At 72.4% G+C, this 20,185-nt stretch carries 18 protein-coding genes and 1 pseudogene; 8 read left to right on the forward strand and 11 right to left on the reverse strand.

Going from position 1 to position 20,185, the window contains the following annotated elements; all coding sequences use genetic code 11:
* From Mco01_RS21045 to purD, 5 genes and pseudogenes are all read right to left on the reverse strand, one after another.
* A pseudogene (locus tag Mco01_RS21045) lies at positions 1-619 on the reverse strand (transcriptional regulator); the annotation flags it as partial.
* Positions 620-895: 276 nt separating this feature from the next.
* Entirely contained in the window at positions 896-2,173 is a 1,278-nt protein-coding gene (gene murA / locus Mco01_RS21050; RefSeq protein WP_204058618.1) for a UDP-N-acetylglucosamine 1-carboxyvinyltransferase, read from the reverse strand.
* Positions 2,174-2,345: 172 nt separating this feature from the next.
* A complete protein-coding gene (locus tag Mco01_RS21055) occupies positions 2,346-3,194 on the reverse strand; it encodes a phosphoribosylaminoimidazolesuccinocarboxamide synthase (protein ID WP_204058619.1) in 849 nt (282 codons plus the stop codon).
* Positions 3,195-3,251: 57 nt separating this feature from the next.
* Complete coding sequence (locus Mco01_RS21060) at positions 3,252-4,340, reverse strand: LuxR family transcriptional regulator (protein ID WP_204058620.1); 1,089 nt, start codon at positions 4,338-4,340, stop codon at positions 3,252-3,254.
* Between the two features lie 94 nt (positions 4,341-4,434).
* Positions 4,435-5,673 carry a phosphoribosylamine--glycine ligase gene (gene purD, locus Mco01_RS21065; protein ID WP_204058621.1) on the reverse strand — a complete coding sequence of 413 codons (1,239 nt, stop codon included), beginning with the start codon at positions 5,671-5,673 and terminating at the stop codon, positions 4,435-4,437.
* Positions 5,674-6,053: 380 nt separating this feature from the next.
* On the opposite strand from purD, the gene Mco01_RS21070 reads away from it, so the two are divergent.
* On the forward strand, positions 6,054-7,187 hold the full coding sequence (locus tag Mco01_RS21070) for a magnesium and cobalt transport protein CorA (RefSeq protein ID WP_204058622.1): 1,134 nt from the start codon (positions 6,054-6,056) through the stop codon (positions 7,185-7,187).
* Positions 7,188-7,205: 18 nt separating this feature from the next.
* Here the strand turns inward: Mco01_RS21070 and Mco01_RS21075 are convergent, their stop codons facing one another.
* Positions 7,206-7,838, reverse strand: a complete 633-nt coding sequence (locus tag Mco01_RS21075) for a TetR/AcrR family transcriptional regulator (RefSeq protein WP_204058623.1) — start codon at positions 7,836-7,838, stop codon at positions 7,206-7,208.
* A 122-nt stretch (positions 7,839-7,960) separates the two neighbouring features.
* On the opposite strand from Mco01_RS21075, the gene Mco01_RS21080 reads away from it, so the two are divergent.
* Both Mco01_RS21080 and Mco01_RS21085 read left to right on the forward strand, forming a co-directional pair.
* Entirely contained in the window at positions 7,961-9,160 is a 1,200-nt protein-coding gene (locus Mco01_RS21080) for a cytochrome P450 (protein ID WP_204058624.1), read from the forward strand.
* Positions 9,161-9,196: 36 nt separating this feature from the next.
* Entirely contained in the window at positions 9,197-9,391 is a 195-nt protein-coding gene (locus Mco01_RS21085; RefSeq protein WP_036325138.1) for a ferredoxin, read from the forward strand.
* Between the two features lie 165 nt (positions 9,392-9,556).
* Here the strand turns inward: Mco01_RS21085 and Mco01_RS21090 are convergent, their stop codons facing one another.
* The 4 genes from Mco01_RS21090 to fbaA all read right to left on the reverse strand — a co-directional run bounded on the left by Mco01_RS21090 (position 9,557) and on the right by fbaA (position 13,589).
* Positions 9,557-10,483 (reverse strand): glycerophosphodiester phosphodiesterase family protein, encoded by a 927-nt coding sequence (locus Mco01_RS21090; protein ID WP_204058625.1) that lies wholly within the window; start codon positions 10,481-10,483, stop codon positions 9,557-9,559.
* An 84-nt stretch (positions 10,484-10,567) separates the two neighbouring features.
* The gene (locus tag Mco01_RS21095; RefSeq protein WP_204058626.1) at positions 10,568-11,851 is read right to left on the reverse strand and encodes an adenylosuccinate synthase; all 1,284 of its coding nucleotides are present in this window, start codon (positions 11,849-11,851) and stop codon (positions 10,568-10,570) included.
* Between the two features lie 195 nt (positions 11,852-12,046).
* Complete coding sequence (locus Mco01_RS21100; protein WP_204058627.1) at positions 12,047-12,469, reverse strand: DUF3151 domain-containing protein; 423 nt, start codon at positions 12,467-12,469, stop codon at positions 12,047-12,049.
* A gap of 97 nt (positions 12,470-12,566) precedes the next feature.
* Positions 12,567-13,589: a class II fructose-bisphosphate aldolase gene (gene fbaA / locus Mco01_RS21105; RefSeq protein WP_204058628.1), complete on the reverse strand. Its 1,023-nt coding sequence runs from the start codon at positions 13,587-13,589 to the stop codon at positions 12,567-12,569.
* Positions 13,590-13,756: 167 nt separating this feature from the next.
* Between fbaA and Mco01_RS21110 the strand changes: the two genes are divergently transcribed.
* Both Mco01_RS21110 and Mco01_RS21115 read left to right on the forward strand, forming a co-directional pair.
* Complete coding sequence (locus Mco01_RS21110; protein ID WP_239103783.1) at positions 13,757-14,437, forward strand: DedA family protein; 681 nt, start codon at positions 13,757-13,759, stop codon at positions 14,435-14,437.
* A gap of 56 nt (positions 14,438-14,493) precedes the next feature.
* The gene (locus tag Mco01_RS21115; RefSeq protein ID WP_204058629.1) at positions 14,494-14,934 is read left to right on the forward strand and encodes a hypothetical protein; all 441 of its coding nucleotides are present in this window, start codon (positions 14,494-14,496) and stop codon (positions 14,932-14,934) included.
* On the opposite strand, the gene Mco01_RS21120 is transcribed toward Mco01_RS21115, so the two are convergent.
* Complete coding sequence (locus Mco01_RS21120; protein WP_036325142.1) at positions 14,906-15,448, reverse strand: orotate phosphoribosyltransferase; 543 nt, start codon at positions 15,446-15,448, stop codon at positions 14,906-14,908. The genes Mco01_RS21115 and Mco01_RS21120 overlap by 29 nt on opposite strands.
* On the opposite strand from Mco01_RS21120, the gene Mco01_RS21125 reads away from it, so the two are divergent.
* From Mco01_RS21125 to Mco01_RS21135, 3 genes are all read left to right on the forward strand, one after another.
* Positions 15,447-16,220, forward strand: a complete 774-nt coding sequence (locus Mco01_RS21125) for a TetR/AcrR family transcriptional regulator (protein ID WP_204058630.1) — start codon at positions 15,447-15,449, stop codon at positions 16,218-16,220. The genes Mco01_RS21120 and Mco01_RS21125 overlap by 2 nt on opposite strands.
* 85 nt (positions 16,221-16,305) lie before the next feature.
* A complete protein-coding gene (locus Mco01_RS21130; RefSeq protein ID WP_204058631.1) occupies positions 16,306-18,735 on the forward strand; it encodes a sigma-70 family RNA polymerase sigma factor in 2,430 nt (809 codons plus the stop codon).
* A gap of 181 nt (positions 18,736-18,916) precedes the next feature.
* Positions 18,917-20,176, forward strand: a complete 1,260-nt coding sequence (locus Mco01_RS21135) for an NYN domain-containing protein (RefSeq protein ID WP_204058632.1) — start codon at positions 18,917-18,919, stop codon at positions 20,174-20,176.
* Positions 20,177-20,185: the final 9 nt, after the last annotated feature.

Genomic DNA, 20,185 nt, shown 5'->3' on the forward strand with positions numbered 1-20,185 from the left:
CCCCCCGCCGTACCGGCTCGCGCAGCGTCGGCACCTCCACGAGCACGACCGTGAGCTGCGACTCCTCCAGCCGGTGGCGGGCGCCGAGCAGGGCCGCCGTGTGCAGCGCCGAACGGACGGCCGCGGACGTCGGCCGGATCGGCACGACCGGGACCCCGGCCGAGACCAGCCGCTCGGCCACGCCGTGGACGCACGTCAGGGCGCCCGTCGTGACGCCCTGCCGCAGCAGCCGCTCGTGGAAGGCCGCGATCGTCCCGACCGGGCCGGGCTCGTCACGGGTGTGCACCTCGCCCGAGGGGAGGTTGAGGTCGCTGTAGACCTCGTCGATCTCCGTCCGGCCCAGCACGTCGACGCTGACCCGGCGGGGGTCGATCCGGTCGTCCAGGGCCGCCTTGGCCACGGCCGCCACGAGCGCCGCGCCGCCCAGTTGCACGTGGGTGGCGGGCATCGTCAGCACGCCGGCGCGCCGGGCGAGCTCGAAGGGGACCGGGCTCGCGAACAGGCACGCGTCCACTCCCGGTCCCAAGCGGGTGACCTTGTCCGCCGCCTCCTGTTCGTCCCGGTAGGCCGCCGCGACCAGCCGGCAGGGCACCGGGGCCGCCGAGTGGCCCATCAGCATCACCCGCTCGACCAGGTCGTGCGACCCCACCACGCCTATCGTGAGGTCCGGTGTCACCGTCCCCAGGCGCGACCCGCGCGGAGTGTCTTCCGTGCGCTCGACCAATGTTCGTCCCATCCCACGTCGCCCTCGTTGTTGTGGCTTCTCTTTGGAACGATCGCTGGTTAAGGCCGTAATGTCACGCCCGGGTTTGCCGGAATACCATTCTGGCAGGTGCGGGGGAGTCCCTTATTTGTAATGTTTTCGCTGGTCAGGCCGGAAAGATAGGTTTCCGGACTAACCCTCGTTCAAAGTGGAAATTTCACGGACCACATCTGCGCCGAGGGCCTGCATCCGCTGGGCGAGCGCGGCGTGCCCCCGGTCGATGAGATAGCCGGAGCCGATCGTGGTCTCGCCGTCGGCGGCGAGCCCGGCCAGCACGAGGGCGATCCCCGAGCGCAGGTCGTGCGCCGTGACCTCGGTGCCGCGCAGCGGCGTCGGGCCGTGGACGACCGCCCGGCTGCCCTCGACCTCGATATTGGCGCCCATCTTGTTCAGCTCGCCGGCCAGCGCGAAGCGGCCGTCGAAGATCCGCTCGTGGATGTAGCTGGAGCCGTCGGCCAGGCAGGCCACGGTCATCAGCGGCGACTGGAGGTCGGTGGCGAAGCCGGGGTAGGTGTCGGTGATCACGTTGATCGGCCGCAGCGGCCGGTCGCGGCGGACGTGGAGGACGGCGCCGTGGTTCTCGAACTCCACGCCCATCTGCTCCAGCTTCCAGCGCACCACGCCGAGGTGCTCCAGCGACGCGCCCACCAGATTGACCTCGCCGCCGGTGATGGCGGCGGCCATGGCGAACACGCCGGCGTCGAGGCGGTCGGGCATGACGGTGTGCTCCACCGCGGTGAGCTCGTCCACGCCCTCGACCGTGATGAACCCGGTGCCGCCGCCCTGGATGCGGGCGCCCATGCGGCTCAGCATCGAGATGACGTCGAGCACCTCCGGCTCCAGCGCGGCGTTCTCGATCACGGTCGTGCCCAGTGCGAGCGAGGCGGCCATGATGAGGTTCTCGGTGCCGGTGTGCGACGGGGTGTCGAGGTAGAGCGGGGCGCCGACGAGCCCGCCCGCCTTGATGTGGATGACGGACTCGCCCTCGTCGACCATCGCGCCGAGCCGCTTGTAGCCGAGGTAGTGGAAGTCGAGGTTGCGGCTGCCCAGGTTGCAGCCGCCGATGCCCTCGATGATCGCCTCCCCGAGCCGGTGGAGCAGGGCCGGGACGAACAGGACCGACCCGCGGAACCGCCGGGCGATCTCCGCCGGCAGCACCGGGCTCGTCAGCCGTGAGGCGTCGATGACGAGCGTGCGCTCGCTCTCATGGAACTCCACCTTCGCGCCGACGGCCTGCGCCAGCTCGACCGCCCTGCGCACGTCCTCGATCACGGGCACGTTGCGCAGCACCGTGCGGCCCTCGGCCGCCATCAGGGCCGCGCCGATCATGGGCAGTACGGCGTTCTTCGCGCCCTGGATGAAGGCGGTTCCACGCAGCACGTTGCCACCGCGGACGCGGTAACGAACCATGGATGAGACTCCTATGTCGGGGGAAGATGTGGGGACTCGCACCCAGGCGGCGACCGATCGTCGGCGGGGTCGTCGGCCCAGCGTAGCCGCTAACCCGGGCGTTTCGCGGAGGAACTACCCGCGTGGCCGCCGAGGGAACGCGGTACTGGAGGTACTTTTGTGACTTGCGCGGTCAGTCCCTGAACCGCCGGCCGGTGATGCGCTCGTAGGCCTCGACGTACCGGCTCCTGGTGCGCTCGACGACCTCGTCGGGCAGGCGCGGCGGCGCCTCTCCCGAGGCCCGGTCCCATCCCGAGGCGGGGGACACCAGCCAGTCCCTGACGTACTGCTTGTCGAACGACGGCTGCGCGTGGCCGGGCTCCCACCGGTCGAGGGGCCAGAACCGGGACGAGTCGGGCGTCAGCAGCTCGTCGCCCAGCGTCAGGACACCCTCGGCGTCCCAGCCGATCTCGATCTTGGTGTCGGCCACGATGATGCCCCGCCCCAGCGCGATCTCCGCGCCCCGGCTGTACACCTCCAGGGTGATGCGCCGGAGCCGGTCGGCCACCTCGGCCCCGACCTCGGCCGCCACCTGCTCGAACGTCATCGGCTCGTCGTGCTCGCCCACCGGCGCCTTGGTCGACGGCGTGAAGATCGGCTCGGGCAGCCGTGAGCCGTCGGTGAGGCCGTCCGGGAGCCTCACCCCCGAGACCGCGCCCTCCCTGCGGTAGTCGACGAGCCCGGAGCCCGTCAGGTAGCCCCGGGCCACGCACTCCACCGGCACCATGCGCAGCGGACGGCACAGCACGGCCCGCCCGGCGAACTCCGCCGGCACGTCGGCCGACACCACGTGGTTGGGGACCACGTCCTCGAGCTGCTCGAACCACCACAGCGACAGCCGCGTGAGGATCTCGCCCTTGTCGGGGATGCCGGGCTCGAGCACGTGGTCGAACGCCGAGATGCGATCGGAGGCGACCATCAGCAGCAGCCCGTCGGGCGTCTCGTACAGGTCGCGGACCTTGCCGGAGTGGAGGTGCTTCACCCCTCCATCCTCCCAGCCCCCGGCCCGTCCCCCACCGCGGGTGCGGGCCGCGTACGGTCAGCCCGCCGACCCGATGGATCCGAGCCTGGACCGGTCGGCCACGCCGAGCTTCGTGTAGACGCGGCAGAGGTGGTTGCCGACCGTGCGGGGGGACAGCCCCAGCCACTCCGCGATCTCCCGGTTGGTCATCCCCCAGGAGGCGAGCTGGGCCACCTCCTGCTCGCGCCGGCTGAAGTCGCCGGAGGCCCGGGAGCCGCCGTTCACAGGGTGGCCGGCCGGGCGGCCGAGCCGGCGCAGCAGGTCGCGCACGACGATCGGGCCGAGGTCCTCCCGGAGCGCCGCGCGGTGGATCGGGCGGGCGAACCGCACCTGGAGCCGGGTGCCGAGGCGGTGCGCGCGCACGAGGCCGCGCCGCTCCAGCCGGTGCAGGGCCGCGGGCGAGGTCAGCCGCTCCAGCGCGTCCACGTCCACCTCGCCGGCCACCGCGAGCAGGTCGAGGGCCTCGCGCTCGCCGTCGTCGAGGTGGCCGATCTCGTCGCGCACCAGCTCGCGCACCCGGTCGCCGAGGGGGAGATCGCCGCTGAGCGTCCATCGGTCGTCCATCAGGCTCAGCCGTCCGGAGGCCAGGCCGGTCTCGACCAGCTCGCGGAGCAGCCGCATGTTCCCGGCGGCAGCCCGCCACAGCCGCTGCGCGGTCGCCCCGTCCACCGGCCCCCGCAGCGCCGCCGCCAGGATCCGTACGGCGTGCTCCGCGGGCAGGGGGGACAGGTCCCACCGGGTGGCGAGCCCCTCGACGAGCAGCGCGGCCACCGGCCCGGGCGGTTCCGCGCCGGTGCGGGCCTCGGCGAGCAGTGTCGCCTCGCCGGAGGCGACGAGATCGTGCACCCGGCGTGCCGACGCGGGGTCGAGCAGGTACGCCCGCTCCACGACCAGGAGCAGCGGTCCCGTCGGCTCCGGCGGCAGGGACGTTCCCGGCACGGCCGCGACCGTGACCCCGCCCAGCTCGCGGACGGCCCGCCGGATGAGGGCGGTCTTGCCCACCCCCGGCTCTCCGGTGACGACCAGGCTCACGCCCGCGTGCACCGTCTCGACGATCTCCCCGATCTCGCGGGCTCTCCCGCTCATCGGCCACCGCACTCCGCTCATGTCCCCGACGCTAGGCCGAGGCGGCGGCGGGGACATCGGGGCACGCCCGGCCGTCGTCTCCGGGATAACCCGGAGGAGCGGCCGTCGCACGAGGTCAGCCGGGCGTGCCGGCCGCGATGTCGGAGCGGTGGTGGGAGCCGCGCATCGTGATGCCGGCGAGCGCCTCGTACGCCCGGGCCCTGGCCTCGGCCACGTCGCTCCCGGTCCCGACCACGCTCAGCACGCGGCCGCCGTTGGACACCAGCCGGTTGTTCTCGTCGAGCGCGGTGCCCGCGTGCAGCACGTACGCCTCCTCGGCGTCGGCCGGCAGGCCCGCGATCGGGTCGCCCTTGACCGGGTCGGCCGGGTAGTTCTCGGCGGCCAGCACGACGGTCACGGCGGCGCCGCCGCGCCACTCCAGCGGCCCGTGCGCGGCGAGGTCGCCGGTCGCGCAGGCGAGCAGCAGCCCGCCGAGCGGCGTCGCCAGCCGGTCGAGCACGACCTGGGTCTCCGGGTCGCCGAAGCGCGCGTTGAACTCGATCACCCGCGGCCCGTCCTGCGTCAGGGCCAGCCCGGCGTACAGGACCCCGGTGTACGGCGTGCCGCGCCGGGCGAGCTCGGCCACCGTGGGGTTCACGATCTCGGTCATGACCTGCTCGGTGAGGCCGTCCGGAGCCCAGGGGAGCGGGGTGTAGGCGCCCATGCCGCCCGTGTTGGGCCCCTTGTCGCCGTCGTAGGCGCGCTTGAAGTCCTGGGCCGGCTGCAGCGGGACCGCGGCGCTGCCGTCGCACAGGGCGAACAGCGACACCTCAGGGCCGTCGAGGTACTCCTCGACCACCACCCGCTCGCAGGCCCGCGCGTGCTCCAGGGCCTCGTCGCGGCTGTCGGTCACCACGACGCCCTTGCCCGCGGCGAGCCCGTCGTCCTTCACGACGTACGGCGCGCCGAACTCGTCCAGCGCGGCGGCCGCCTCCTCCTCGGTGACGCAGGTCCGGGCGCGCGCGGTCGGCACCCCCGCGGCGATCATGACGTCCTTGGCGAACGCCTTGGAGCCCTCGATCGCGGCCGCCTCTCCAGAGGGCCCGAAGCAGGGGACGCCGGCCGCGCGCACCGCGTCGGCCACCCCGGCGACCAGCGGCGCCTCCGGGCCGACGACGACCAGGTCCGCTCCCAGGCGGCGGGCCAGCGCGGTCACCTCCGCGCCGTCGGTGGGGACCACCTGATGCAGGTCGGCGACCTGCGCGATGCCGGCGTTGCCGGGCGCGCAGTGGACTTCGCTGACGGCCGGGTCGAGGCGGAGGGCGCGGCACAACGCGTGCTCGCGGCCCCCGGAACCGATGACAAGTACGCGCACGCGTCCATTGTCGCAGCGTTCGCCACCCCCTCCTCCGCACCGGTGCCGGCCGTACGGGAAAGGGTGAGATACACATGCTCAGCCGATTTGTTCCGGTGCTTTTTGGCAAGTAGTGCATGATCCACCGCTGTCGGTGGGGGTACCCTGGAAAGGCCGCCGGACCCCGATGTGGTAAGTTAGGCGGGCTTAGCGTCGTCTCCTCGTGATTGGAGGTGGTCTGGGATGAATTCTGGTGATCCCGTCAGTACGTGCTCGCGCACGTACGTCGTGCGCACTCCCGACCACTTCGACACAGAGCCCGAGGGGCCGTTCACGCCTGCATGAAGGGGTGACATCACGTCGCGCGTGGAGCGTGCCGACTCGGGCGGGAAGGGACCGCCATGCGCTCCTCGATCATCTTTCCTCGCATCAACAGGCACACCCGTGTCCTGCCCACGCGCCTGACCGCCACCGCCGCCACCGCCGCCACGGCCGCCGACGAGCCGCTCGGCCGCTGCGTGCCGCCGAGCAGTTCCCTCGTCGAGTTCGGCGCCTACGTCGCCGGCGAGAAGATCGACGCCTCGGGCATCCCCGAGGCCGTCCGCCTCGTCCGTGAGCACAACGAGACCGCGCCGATGCCCGACGCGTACGTCTGGGTCGGCCTGCACGAGCCCGCCGCGCCCGAGGTCGAGTGGCTGGCCGAGGTGTTCGGCCTGCACCCGCTCGCCGTCGAGGACGCCATCAAGGCCCACCAGCGCCCCAAGGTCGAGCGGTACGGCGACTCGTTGTTCGTCGTGCTGAAGACCGTCGCCTTCCTCGACAACGAGGTGTCCGCCGCGACCGGCGAGATCATCGGCACGGGCGAGATCATGGCGTTCGTCGGCGCCGACTTCGTCGTCACGGTCCGGCACGGCCGGCACTGTCCCCTCGGCGACGTCAGGGAGAAGATCGAGGCCAAGCCGAAGCTGCTGGGCCGCGGCCCCACGGGCGTGCTGCACGCGATCGCCGACCACGTGGTGGACAAGTACCTCCAGGTCGCCGACCTCATGCAGGCCGAGCTGGAGGAGGTCGAGGCCGCCGTCTTCGCCGAGGTCAGCTCCCGCGACATCAACCGCATCTACCAGCTCAAGCGCGAGATGCTGGAGCTCAAGCGGGCCGTCGCCCCCCTCCTCACGCCGTTCAACGCGCTCCCCCAGCGCCGCGTGATCCCCTCCGAGATGCGCGAGTACTTCCGCGACGTCGGCGACCACCTCTCCCGGGTCTGCGAGCAGGTGCAGTCGTCCAACGAGCTGTCCGACTCGATCCTCCAGGCCGCCCTGGCGCGCTCCAACGCGCTCGCCAACGAGGACATGCGGAAGATCTCGTCGTGGGTGGCGATCATCTCGGTCCCCACGATGATCGCCGGCATCTACGGCATGAACTTCGAGCACATGCCCGAGCTCAGGGCCGCCTACGGGTACCCCCTCGTCCTGGGCGTCATGGCGGTGGCCTGCACACTCCTCCACCGCGCCTTCCGCCGCAACGGCTGGCTCTGACCGCCTTCCCGGGCCCTGTCAGCCGGAGGCAGGCCGGGAGCCGAGGGCGCCGAGGCCGCGGAGGGTGAGGTCGACGGCGCGGCGACCGGCCTCCCAGACGCGCTCGGGGGGCTCGCCGCGCTCGATGCTGGTCAGGGCGGCCAGGTGGCCCGCGCCCGCGACGGCCCCGACGGCCGCCGCGGCCTCGGTGAGGTCGATCTCGTCCGCGTACGCCTGGTGGAGCGCCTCCGCCAGGCGGCGCTGGGTGTCGAAGAGCAGGTGGAGCCCGCGGGCCTGCAAGGCGGGCACGGACATCACGAGCCGGTGGCGCAGCGGGAACAGGTCGGCGGTCAGGTCCGTGTCCAGGAAGGCCGACCGGAGGCTCTGGTGGGCCAGGCGCATCAGGAGGCCGGCCACCGGCTCGCCCGGCCGCCGGTCGGCGACCACCTTGAGAGCCTCGTCGGCGCGGTGCCGGTGGTCGAAGAAGACGACGTCCTCCTTGCTCGTGAAGTAGCTGAAGAACGTCCGCGTCGAGACGTCGACGGCCGAGGCGATCTCGGCGATCGTCGTCTCCTCGTACCCCTGCTCCTGGAACAGGCGCAGGGACGCCTCGATCAGCGCCTGCCGGGTGCGCAGTTTCTTGCGTTCGCGCAGGCCAGGGCCGTCCGTCATGTCCAAGACTCTATGACATTCGCAATGAACTTTCATTCGTTGCAAATCGACACCCGATGCTGTTATGTGAAGGGAGCAGGCGACTCGACAGCGGACCGTTTCCACCCTTACAGGAGCGTGTCATGACCGAGGCCACACCGCGGATCGCGACCTTCCCCGTCAAGCGGGAACGCGCCTTCGACCCACCCGACCTGCTCCGCCGGTGGCAGGAGGAGGCGCCGATCCGGCGCATGACGTACGCCGACGGGCACGAAGGCTGGGTCGTCACCGGGTACGCCGCGGCCCGCGCGATCCTGGCCGACCCCCGGTTCAGTACCCGTCCCGAGCTCCTGCACTCCCCGATCCCCCAGCGGAACCTCCGGCTGCAGAACATGAACGTGCCTCCGGGGTTCTTCATCCGCATGGACCCCCCCGACCACACGCGCTACCGGAAGCTGCTCACCGGCCAGTTCACCGTACGGCGGATGAAGCTCCTGGAGCCGAGGGTCGAGGAGATCGCGAACGCCCGGCTCGACGAGATGGAACGCCAGGGGCCGCCGGCCGAACTGGTGTCGGCGTTCGCGCTGCCCATCCCGTCCCTGGTGATCTGTGAGCTGCTCGGCGTGCCGTACGACGACAGGGCGAAGTTCCAGCGGGACTCGGCCGTCATGCTGAACCTGGACTCGACCCTCGACGAGGTCACGGCCGCCATGGCCGACCTGCTGACCTACCTGCACAACCTGGTCATGCGGAAGACCGCCGACCCGGAGGACGACCTGCTGAGCGGCCTGATCGCCGGGGGAGAGCTGACGGACCGGGAGCTCGCCGGCATCGCCCTGCTGCTGCTCGTGGCGGGCCACGAGACGACGGCGAACATGCTCGGCCTCGGCACGTTCGCCCTGCTGTCCAACCCGCCGCAGATGGCCGCCCTGCGCGAGGACCCCACGCTGATCGACAACGCGGTGGAGGAGCTGATGCGCTACCTCAGCATCGTCCACCTCGGTCCCATCCGGGCGGCGCTGGAGGACGTCGAGATCGACGGCCACCTCATCCGGGCGGGCGAGTCGGTCACGCTGGCCATCGCCGCGGCCAACCGGGACCCGGAGCGGTTCGGCGGGGGCGACATGCTCGACGTCTCCCGGTCGGCCCACGGGCACCTCGCGTTCGGGCACGGCGTCCACCAGTGCCTCGGGCAGCAGCTCGCCCGGACCGAGATGCGGATCGCGTACGCCGCGCTGCTGCGCCGCCTCCCCGGCCTGCGGCTGGCCGTGCCGCCCGGCGAGGTGCCGATGCGGTCCAATATGGCGATCTACGGAGTGCACCGCCTGCCGGTCGCCTGGTGACGGGTGATTTGGTAGGACGGAGGGAAGGAGGGGGACATGAAGATCAAAGCGGACACGGACAAGTGTGTCGGCGCCGGCATGTGCGCGCTGTCGCTGCCCGAGGTGTTCGACCAGAGCGAGGAGGACGGCACGGTGGTCGTGCTCGATCCCGAGCCGCCGGAGGGCCTGGCGACCGGCGTGCGCAGGGCGGTGAACCTGTGCCCCTCCGGAGCCCTGTCCGTCGAGGAGTGACCCCGCCGTCGCGTGTGGTGACCCCGGTCACATGTGACGCTGCGCTACTTGACGGGCACGCTGCGATGGGGTTGGCTGGTAATCGGCTGTACCAAGCCGTTTCTTGTGGGTGACCCTGAAGCCCCGTCCTCCTCGGGCGGGGCTTCCCCATGTCGTACGGAGTGGTCAGGCCCCGACGGGACGGAGCGGGCTGACCGGCTCGGGCAGCGCCAGTCCCCGCGCCTTCCACAGCCGTCGCATCCGGTCGGGGTAGTCGGTGACGATCCCCGCCACGCCCATGTCGACGAGCCGGGAGGCGTCCTCGGGCTCGTTGACGGTCCAGGCGACGACCGGCAGGCCGCGGCGGGACGCGCTCTCCATCAGCGCCTCGTCGATCAGCGTGTGGTCGGGGGACAGCGTGGTCGCCCCCGCGATGTCCGCGGCCGCGGCGAGGTCGCCGCCGATCTCGTCGAGGCGGACGCCGTTCATCCAGGCCGGGCTCATCGTGGCCCGCTCGACCAGGGCGTACCGCTGATCCACGAGCGGCCGGGCCGCCTCCAGGATGCGCCAGTCGAAGCTGAGCAGGGCCGCCCGGGACAGCCGGTCGTGCCGGTCGAGCTCCTTGGCGACGAGCTCGGTGAACCGCACCGGGTCGGCCGACAGCTCGGGCCGGGTCGGGTCGGACTTCAGCTCCACGTTGAGCCGCACCTTGTCGGCGCCGAGTGCCCCGATGAGGCCCAGAACGGCGCCCAGCGTGGGCATCCGGGTGTCGGGGAGCGGCACCTGCGTCATCGCGAACCGGTCGTCCGGCCGCTGCGGCAGCCGGACGCCCACGTCGAGGGTGCGCAGCTGGGGCAACGTCAGCGAGATGATCGGCTTGCCGACGTACGGGAACATCTCGTCGCCCGGGTGCGCCATGCCGGTGTCGGCACTGGTGACCGGGGACACCAGCAGGTCGTGGGTGAGGACGAGCTGGCCGTCGGCCGACATGGCCACGTCGAACTCCAGCGCGTCCACCCCGAGCTCCAGCGCGAAGGCCAGGCCGGGAAGGGTGTTCTCAGGTCTCAGCCCGCGCGCGCCGCGATGCCCGTGTAGCTCAACGTATCCCTGCACAAGGGCGTACCTTACTGGGTCGTCCTCCGCGCGCCGGGCATCGCCGTGTTCCCGGCGCGCACACCACGAACCCGCCCAAACCGATCAGATGAGGGACCGGAGCTGCAGCGTCTGCGTGCGGCCGGGCCCGACGCCGATCGCCGACACGGGCGCGCCGCTCATCTCCTCCAGGGCCCGGACGTACGACTGGGCGTTCGGCGGGAGGTCGTCGAACGTCTTGGCGCTGGTGATGTCCTCCTGCCAGCCGGGGAACTCCTCGTAGATCGGCGTGGCGTGGTGGAACTCGGTCTGCGTCATCGGGATCTCCTCGTGGCGCACGCCGTTCACGTCGTAGGCCACGCAGACCGGGATGCGCTCCAGGCCCGACAGCACGTCGAGCTTGGTGAGGAAGAAGTCGGTGACGCCGTTGATCCGGGTGGCGTACCGGGCGATGACGGCGTCGAACCAGCCGCAGCGGCGGTTGCGCCCGGTGGTGACGCCGTACTCGCCGCCGGTCTGGCGCAGCCACTCGCCCTGCTCGTCGAGCAGCTCGGTGGGGAACGGCCCGGAGCCGACGCGGGTCGTGTACGCCTTGAGGATGCCGATGACCCGGGTGAGCCGGGTCGGCGGGATGCCCGACCCCGCGCACGCGCCGCCCGAGGTGGGCGAGCTGGAGGTGACGAAGGGGTAGGTGCCGTGGTCGATGTCGAGCAGCGTGCCCTGGCCGCCCTCCAGCAGGACGACCTTGCCCTCGTCGAGCGCCCTGGACAGGACGAGCGAGGTGTCGGCGATGTGGGGGCGGAGCCGCTCGGCGTACCCGAGGTACTCGTCGAGCACCTTGGCCGGGTCGAGGCCGCGCCGGTTGTAGATCTTGGTGAGGATCTGGTTCTTCTCGCCGAGGGCGACCTCGATCTTCTTGCTCAGGATGCCCGGGTCGAGCAGGTCCTGCACGCGCACGCCCATGCGGTAGATCTTGTCGCCGTACGCGGGACCGATCCCGCGGCCGGTCGTGCCGATCCTGGCCTTGCCCAGGTAGCGCTCGGTCACCTTGTCGATGGCCTTGTGGTGGGGCATGATCAAATGCGCGTTCGCCGAGATCAGCAGGCGGTCGCACGAGATGCCGCGATCGGCCAGCCCGTCGATCTCGCCCAGGAGCACACCGGGGTCGATCACCACGCCGTTGCCGATCACAGGGATCACCTCGGGCGACAGCACTCCGGTGGGCAGGAGGTGCAGCGCGTACTTCTGGTCCCCGATCACCACGGTGTGACCCGCGTTGTTGCCCCCCTGGTAGCGGACGACGTAGTCGACGTCGCCGCCGAGCAGGTCGGTGGCCTTCCCCTTGCCCTCATCGCCCCACTGGGCGCCCACGAGAACGACAGCCGGCATGGTCCTACTCCCGCGACAAAACGAAAACCCCTGACGCAAGCGCGGCAGGGGCCTCTTGCAAACAGAGACTACCCGAGTGCCCCCGTGTGGGTGAACGGGATCTTACGTACGGATGCTCCCCTTTTCCCGGCCCGGCCGCCGCGCGAGGCGGCGGCGGGCCGGGAGGACGTCAGGGGGACCGCCGCGGGCGCGAGGTCACGTGGTGGCCGTGAGAACCCGCGCGGCCTCCTCGCTGCTGTCGCGGAGGAACTGGGCGCACCGCTCGGCCTCGTCCTTCTCCCCGATCGCCTGGGCCGCCCGGGCCAGGGCGTTCAGGCAGCGCAGGAACCCCTGGTTGGGCTCGTGGTCCCACGGGACGGGCCCGAAGCCCTTCCAGCCCGCCCTGCGGAGCTGGTCCAGCCCCCGGTGGTAGCCGGTGCGCGCGAAGGCGTAGGAGGTGACCGCGTGCCCGGCCGCGAAGTAGTCGTCGGCGAGAACGGCCCAGGCCGCCGAGTAGGCGGGGAAGCGCGCGGCCACGTCGGCCGCCTTGGCGCCCGATTCGAGCATCTGCCGCGCGTCGGGGTTGTCCGGCAGCAGGGTGGGCGGCGGACCGCCAAGGAGGTTCTCGTGCGTTTCCATGAGCACAGTCTTACCTGTAAGGCCGCTGAATGAGTATGGCCGATCATGGAAACGGGGGATCGATGTCGTATCGATCCCCCGCTCCGCCGAGGTGGAACTACTTGATCTTGGTGCCCGCGGACTTGAGCTGCCGGCAGGCCTCGACCACGCGCTGCGCCATGCCCGCCTCGGCGGCCTTGCCGTACGCGCGGGGGTCGTAGGCCTTCTTGTTGCCGACGTCGCCGTCGACCTTGAGGACGCCGTCGTAGTTGCGGAACATGTGGTCCGCGATCGGCCGGGTGAAGGCGTACTGCGTGTCGGTGTCGATGTTCATCTTCACCACGCCGTACGAGATGGCCTCGTGGATCTCCTCGAGAGCGGAGCCGGAGCCGCCGTGGAAGACCAGGTAGAACGGCTTCTCCTTGCCGTACTTGGCGCCGACGGCGTCCTGGATCTCCTTGAGCACGCTCGGGCGCAGCTTGACGTGGCCCGGCTTGTAGACGCCGTGGACGTTGCCGAACGTGGCGGCCACGATGTAGCGGCCGCGCTCGCCCAGGCCGAGGGACTCGGCGACGGCGAGGGCGTCCTCGGCCGTGGTGTAGAGCTTCTCGTTCATCTCGCCGACGATGCCGTCCTCCTCGCCGCCGACGACGCCGATCTCGACCTCGAGGACGACCTTGGCCGCGGCGGTCTTGTCGAGCAGCTCGGAGGCGATCTGCAGGTTCTCGTCGAGCGGCACGGCGGACCCGTCCCACATGTGCGACTGGAACAGCGGGTCCTGCCCGCGGGCGACGCGCTCCGCGGAGATCTCCAGCAGCGGGCGCACGAACGAGCCCAGCTTGTCCTTCGGGCAGTGGTCGGTGTGCAGGGCGACCGTCACGGGGTACTTCTCGGCGACCACACGGGCGAACTCGGCGAAGGCCACCGAGCCGGTCACCATGTCCTTCACCGTGGTGCCAGAAAGGAACTCCGCGCCACCGGTCGACACCTGGACGATTCCGTCGCTCTCCGCCTCCGCGAAACCGCGAAGGGCCGCGTGCAACGTCTGCGACGAGGTCACATTGATCGCCGGATATGCGAACCCGCCTGCTTTGGCGCGGTCGAACATCTCGGCGTAGACCTCGGGAGTGGCGATAGGCATCGGGAGTCATCTCCTTCTGGGACGGTAACCGGCGCTGGCCAGTATCCCCAAGGCCATGCCGATCAGGGAAGCGCGGGGTCACCCGCGCTCATCTCACGGTTTCACGGTTGTCGAGCGCGCCTGTCGCTTCTCAGTCTGATCTCATTCCGGACAGGTAGGCTCACCCCGTGGACGTGCTCTTGGATCTTCTTGACCCGAAGTGGTGGCTGGGCATGCTCGGCGCCTTCGCGACGATCGGTGTCATCGCCATCGTATTCGCCGAGACGGGCCTTCTTGTCGGGTTCTTCCTGCCCGGCGACTCGCTTCTGGTCACCGCGGGCATCTTCAGCACGGCCGCCGCCGCACACGGTTTCGGGATCGCCCCGCTCTCCCTGCCCACGCTTCTGGTGTTCGCGCCGATAGCGGCCATCGCCGGCGCGCAGTTCGGCCATTTCCTCGGGGCGAGGTTCGGCAGGAAACTGTTCGACAAGCCCGACTCGCGGCTGTTCAAGCGGGAGCACGTCGACAAGGCGGAGTACTACTTCGAGAAGTTCGGCCCGGCCAAGGCCGTGGTCGCCGCCCGGTTCATGCCGATCGTCCGCACGTTCATGAACCCGGTCGCCGGCGTGCTGGAGATGGACGCGCGGCGCTTCTTCGTCTGGAACGCCCTGGGCGGCGTCGTGTGGGTGGAGGCGCTGCTCCTGCTCGGCTACTTCCTGGGCAGCAAGGTCGAGGGCATCGACAAGTACATCCTCCCCGGGGTCTTCGTGGTGGTCCTGCTGTCGGTCATCCCGATCGTCCGCGAGGTGCTGAAGAGCCGCAAAGCCGCAGCGCTGGAGCCCAAGGGCCGCCACCACGCCCCGAGGTAGGCCGTTTGTGACTCGCCAGTACTGAGATATCCCTCACACCCGCTACTCTCCGGGTTGTGGGACGCCACAGGTCTGACCCGCTCGGCATCGCCAGGCTCGCCCTCGCCGGCCTGGCCGTGGTGCTGCTGCTCGCGCTGCTGGTGATAGGGGCGAGATCCCTGTTCTCCGCCCTGGGATCGGACGAGGCCGCTCCCGCCTCCGGTCCCCCGTCCACGAGCATCGCGGGCTCGCCCACGCCCGCCGCCTCCCGCGTCCCCACGGTGCGCATCGTCTGCCAGGCGGACAGGTGCCCCGTCTTCGTCCGCGTCCCGGGCGGGGACGTGCTCATCGACCGCGACATGACCAAGGGCGAGCAGGCGTCCTACTTCGACCCGGAGCTCGCCGTCGTCCTGGACGACGCCGCCACGGTCGCCGTCGAGCAGAACGGCACGGCTCGCCCGGCCGGGCAGCCGGGCGAGCGCCAGTCGTTCAAGGTGACGAGATCCCAAGGTCGGTGAGCGTGTAGGCGGAGCGGTACGGCACACCGGCGCCGGCCAGCGCCTCGTCGCCGCCGCGGTGCACGATCGTCGCGATCCCGACCACCTCGGCGCCCGCCTCGCGCAGCGCCTCCACGGCGGTGAGCACCGAGCCGCCCGTGGTGGTCGTGTCCTCCACGGCCAGCACCCGGCGTCCCGCCACGTCCGGACCCTCGACCCTGCGCTGCAGGCCGTGGGCCTTGCCCGCCTTCCGCACCACGAACGCGTCGAGCGCCCTGCCGCGGGCCGCCGCCGCGTGCAGCATCGCGGTCGCCACGGGGTCGGCCCCCAGCGTCAGGCCGCCCACCGCCTCGTACCCCAGGTCCTCGGTCAGGTCGAGCATGACCCGGCCCACCAGCGGCGCGGCGACGCCGTCCAGCGTGATGCGGCGCAGGTCCACGTACCAGTCGGCCTCCTTGCCGGAGGACAGCACGACCCGGCCGTGCACGATCCCCTTGTTCTTGATCTCGTCCAGGAGTCTGTCGCGGTCACCCATGGTGCTCAGCGTACGGGCGGCCCGGCGATGGAAGGTCGCCGAGTACGGCGCCGGCGTCACCACCAGTCAGATCGCGCGGGCCGCCGGCATCGGGGAGGGCACCATCTTCCGCGTCTTCGCCGACAAGGACGAGCTGATGGGCGCCTGCGCGGCCGAGGCGATGAATCCCGACCACGTCCTGCGGGAGCTGACCTCGATCTCCGTCGACGACCCCCTTCCCGCGCGGCTCGTGCAGGCCGCCGAGGCCCTGGGCGCCCATCTGCGGCGGATGGGGACCGTGCTCGGCGCGCTGCACGCCTCCGGCGTCCGGCGGGAGCGGTCCGCGGGCGAACGGCCTTCCGCAGGTGAGGAGCCCTCCGCAGGCGACAGGCCTTCCATGGGTGAGGGGCCTTCCGCGGGAGGGCGGCCTTCCGGCGGCGGTCGCGAGCGGTCGTTGCGCGCCGTCCGCGAGGCGGTGGCCGAGCTCGTGGAGCCCGACCGGGACGCCCTCCGGATGGATCCGGAGCGGGTCGCGACGTACTTCCTGGGCCTGCTGTTCGCCCGGCTCCCCCTGACCGGAGACGAGCCGGAGCCGACGCCGGAGGAGTTCGTCGACGTCCTCCTGCACGGCGTCCTCGCCGCCGGCCGGGGGCCGCGTGACCGTCGGCCTGAACCGCACCATCGTCCCCGCCGCCGACAACGGCGCGGCGGCCCGCTTCCTCGCCTCGATCATGGGTCGGGAGGTGTCGCCGGCCTGACGGTTACCCGCGGTAAAGGGCGGGCTTCGGTTTAGCCAGGACGTGGATTGCGGAATGTAACGCGGTGCAACTCATCGTAATCGCGAGGTCGCAATGCGTCGAGAAGCCCGTCGGACCGACATGGAACTGATCGAGGCCGTGAGGAGAGGAGACTCCTCGGCCTACGGTCTGCTCTACCAGCGCCACGCGGCCGCCGCCCGGTCCCTGGCCCGGCAGCTCGTGCAGGGGGACGACGAGGCCGAGGACCTGCTCGTCGAGACGTTCGCGCGGGTGCTGGAGATCGTCCGGGAGGGCGGGGGCCCGCCGGCGGCGTTCCGGCCGTACCTGCTGACGGCCCTGCGGCGGTACGCCGCGACCGGCCGGGTCGACGTCGCGGAGCCCTGGACGGTCCACGTGCACCCCGATCTCGCGGGGCTGGAGCGCTCGCCGCTCGCCCGGGCCTACCTCTCGCTTCCGGAGCGCTTCCGGATGGTCCTGTGGCACGCCGAGGTCGAGGGCGCGGCGCCCGAGGAGATGGCCCCGCTGCTCGGCATGTCGGCGGGCGGCGTGGGCGGGCTCGCCCGGGCGGCCCGAGAGGCGCTGCGCCACGCGTACGTGCGGATCCACCTGGAGGGCGGGCCGGGCCGGGAGTGCCTCGGGGTGCTGCCGAAGATCTCCCGTCACGTCGAGGGCGGGCTGCCCCCGGCCGAGGCGCGGCTGGTGGACGAGCACGTCGCCGAGTGCATCGACTGCCGTTCGGTGCTCCTGGAGCTGGCCGACGTCACCCGTGGCCTGCGGGTGGTCGTCGGCCAGCTCATCGCGGGCCCGGTCGTCGACGACTACCTCGCCGACCTCGCCCGGCAGGGCGGCGCCGCCCCGGGCGGTCTGGTCGCGGCGGCCCGCACCGCCCTGGCCGGACGGCCCCGCCTCTCGGAGCTGGCCGGCCTCCTGCGCCCGGCGCGGCCCGAGCACGCCCGTCCGAGCGAGCGGAGCAAAATGGGCTCGTCCTGGGCCGGCGACCTGCTGCGCGGGGTCCCCACCCCCGTGCGGGCCGTCCTGGCCGGTGTGCTGGCGGCGACGGTGGCGACGGCGGCGTTCCTCCTGGTGGCCCGGCCGATGACGGTGCGCCCGGTCGCCCGGCAGGCCGCGCTCCCCGCGTCCTCGCGGACGGAGCCGACCCTGGTGCCGGGGCCGTCCCCCGCCTCGCCCGCGCCCACCGCGGACGCCGGCGTCGATCGGGACGCCGCCGGACGCTCAGGACGCCGGCGGATCGAGACGCGCGCGCCGCGCCGCGCCGAGCCGTCCGTGCCGCGGGAACGCACGCGGAAGGCGGGCGCGGCCGACCTCGTCGCGAGCATCGACCCCCTCGGCGCGCTGCTGCGGGCCCAGTCCGGCCTCATCGCGGTCCGCCTGCGCAACGCGGGCGCCGTGCGCAGCGGCGACGTCGAGGCCGCCGTGACGCTGCCTCGGGGCGTCACGCTCGTGTCCTCGGGCCGCCGCCGGTCCGGGGCCCGTACGGCCGACGGCTGGGCCTGCCGTACGGGCGGCCGGGTCGTGCGCTGCGGGAGGGGGGCGCTGGCGCCGGGGGAGGTGACCGCGATCTTCCTTCGGGTCGCCGTGGCGGCCGACGCGCCCATCGGGCGGGGGCCGGGGGTGGCGGTGCGGTCGGAGGGCGTGCGGGCGGCGGCGACCGCGGTGTCGGGCGTGCGCGCCTCCGGCGCCGCGGCCCGGTTCGCCGCCGACGGCCGGGTGGTCACGCGGGTCGTCGGCAACACGCTGGTCAGCGCGGCCGTCCCGCCGAGCGGATGCGCCCCGGGCGACGCCGGGCCCGCCGAGGACGTGGGCGTCGCGATCCCCGTCGATCTCGACGACGACGACACGACGGAGAGTTCGAGCTGCGCCCGGCTCGATCTGCCGGCCGGCGGCAGGGTCCTGTGGGCCGGCCTCTACTGGGCGGCCGGCGGGCACGACGTCGACCCGGGAGGCGAGATCCGGCTCCGGCCGCCGGGCGCGGCCGAGTACGGCGTCGTCCGCGCGGCCGAGATCGCCCGCCGCGACCTGCCGGACGGGTCGGGCTACCAGGCGTTCGCGGACGTCACCTCGCTCGTCCGGGCGGCCGGTCCCGGCTCCTGGTGGGCCGCCGACCCCACCACCCTGGACGGGGCCGTGCGGCACGCCGGCTGGAGCCTCGTGGTCATGGCGACCGACGATCGGCAGCCGTACACGCGGGCCGTCGTGCTGGACGCCGCGGCCGTGGTGGACGAGTCCGGCGGGTCGCTGCGGATCCCGCTCGACGGCCTCGCCCCCGTCTCTGCGCCGGCCAGGATCGACCTCGTGGTCTGGAACGGCCAGGGCGTCAAGGGAGGGGTGGTCACGTTGAGCGACCGGTCCCGGCCCGGCGGCGGGGAGCGGCGGCGCGGGGGCGCGCTCGACCTCACCGCCGGGGGCACGGCGGTCGCGGCCGACACCATCCACGCGCTGCTCGGACCGCATCCCGTCCTGCGGCTCACGACCAGGCGGAACTCCTTGTTCTTCGGGGTCGCGGTGGTCAGCGCCCGTACGTGGTCCTGACCTCGGGAGGGGCAGGCAAGACCCGGACAAACTGGTACGGTCTGCGTGAACGCTTCCAAGGTCAGGGATGCGGGTCCACAGGCTCCGCATCGTGCGGCGAGGGCTGAATCGCCGGGATTCACCCTCGCACGATCACCCGCTTGACTACCCTGAAAGAGCCACGTAGGAAGGGCGGTGTCGCGTGGATCGCTGCGCGCTGTTCGTTGACGCCGGCTACGTGCTGGCGGACGGCGCAATGGCCGTACACGGCACCCGCCATCGCGAAGCCGTCGCCTGGGACTACCCCGGCCTGCTGCAGCTCCTGACGAACCTGTCGCGGGAGCGTACGGGCCTGCCGCTGCTGCGGTGCTACTGGTACGAGGCGACCGTCGAGGGCCGCCGCACCCCCGAGCACGACGTGCTGGCCGACATCCCCGGGCTGAAGCTCCGCCTGGCCCGCATCCGGCCCGGCCGCCGCGAGGGCGTCGACGCGCAGGTGCACCGCGACCTGATGACGCTGGCCCGCAACAACGCGGTGTGCGACGCGGTCGTGGTGAGCGGCGACGAGGACCTCGCCCAGGTGGTCTGCGACGCCCAGGACCTCGGCATCCGGGTGACGGTCGTGCAGATCGCCGGCGACGGCGCCTGGTCGTCCTCCCGGACGCTCCGGCAGGAGTGCGACGACCTCATCGAGATGGCCGGCGGCCACCTCCGGCCGTACGTGACGATGGTGACCACCCAGGACCACGGCCTGAGCATCGGGAACGGGCAGCACCACCAGCAGTCCGCGGGCAACGGCCAGTCGCGGTCGAACGGCGTGGTGCCGCTGGCCAACGGGTCGCACGGCGCCGGGCGCTCCTCGGCGGCCCACGCGCGCCCGACGCCTCCGGCCCTGCCCGCGCAGCCGTCCACGACGTCGTACTCGGCGTACGGTCAGGAGCCGCCGCCCGCGGCCCCGCCGCAGCCGGCCCCCCAGCCTCCTGCCCAGCCCGCCCCGCAGGCGCAGGCCCAGCCGCCGGTGGCTCCGCCGCCTCCGCCCGCCGTGTCCCCGCCCGCCGTGCCCCCGGCCCCGCCCGTCCAGCCGCCGCCCACCCAGCCGGCTCCCACGGCCTCCCCGTACTCGTCCTCGGGCACGGGGGCGTACACGCCGTCTCAGCTCGGGCCGTACACCGGGCCGCAGCCGGCCCCCGTGCCGGTGCAGAACGCCGGCGGCACGACCACGCTGGCCGAAGCGGTGAAGGCCGCGCACAAGGAGGGCCACGACTTCGGCGACTCGGTGGCCAGGGACGCCCCGGCGCTGTGGCTGGAGGCCGTGCTCGCCCGCAAGCCCCGCATGCCCTCCGACCTGGAGGCCCGCCTCCTCCAGGGCTCGTCGCTGCCGATCGACTTCCTGCTGCACGACGAGGTCCGCCACGCCCTCCGCCGCGGCTTCTGGGACGCCCTCGAACGCGCGCGGCGCTGAGCTGGACTG

The organism is Microbispora corallina (assembly GCF_016863035.1).
GTDB classification, from domain to species: Bacteria; Actinomycetota; Actinomycetes; order Streptosporangiales; family Streptosporangiaceae; genus Microbispora; species Microbispora corallina.

Bases quoted from the DNA above. Each gene is read 5' to 3' on its own strand.
- Mco01_RS21095 (WP_204058626.1), bottom strand. From the start codon at position 11,851: ATGCCGGCTGTCGTTCTCGTGGGCGCCCAGTGGGGCGATGAGGGCAAG.
- Mco01_RS21120 (WP_036325142.1), bottom strand. From the start codon at position 15,448: ATGGGTGACCGCGACAGACTCCTGGACGAGATCAAGAACAAGGGGATC.
- Mco01_RS21130 (WP_204058631.1), top strand. From the start codon at position 16,306: ATGGAACTGATCGAGGCCGTGAGGAGAGGAGACTCCTCGGCCTACGGT.
- Mco01_RS21085 (WP_036325138.1), top strand. From the start codon at position 9,197: ATGAAGATCAAAGCGGACACGGACAAGTGTGTCGGCGCCGGCATGTGC.
- Mco01_RS21100 (WP_204058627.1), bottom strand. From the start codon at position 12,469: ATGGAAACGCACGAGAACCTCCTTGGCGGTCCGCCGCCCACCCTGCTG.
- murA (WP_204058618.1), bottom strand. From the start codon at position 2,173: ATGGTTCGTTACCGCGTCCGCGGTGGCAACGTGCTGCGTGGAACCGCC.
- Mco01_RS21060 (WP_204058620.1), bottom strand. From the start codon at position 4,340: ATGAGCGGAGTGCGGTGGCCGATGAGCGGGAGAGCCCGCGAGATCGGG.
- fbaA (WP_204058628.1), bottom strand. From the start codon at position 13,589: ATGCCTATCGCCACTCCCGAGGTCTACGCCGAGATGTTCGACCGCGCC.
- Mco01_RS21080 (WP_204058624.1), top strand. From the start codon at position 7,961: ATGACCGAGGCCACACCGCGGATCGCGACCTTCCCCGTCAAGCGGGAA.
- Mco01_RS21075 (WP_204058623.1), bottom strand. From the start codon at position 7,838: ATGACGGACGGCCCTGGCCTGCGCGAACGCAAGAAACTGCGCACCCGG.
- Mco01_RS21125 (WP_204058630.1), top strand. From the start codon at position 15,447: ATGGTGCTCAGCGTACGGGCGGCCCGGCGATGGAAGGTCGCCGAGTAC.
- Mco01_RS21070 (WP_204058622.1), top strand. From the start codon at position 6,054: ATGCGCTCCTCGATCATCTTTCCTCGCATCAACAGGCACACCCGTGTC.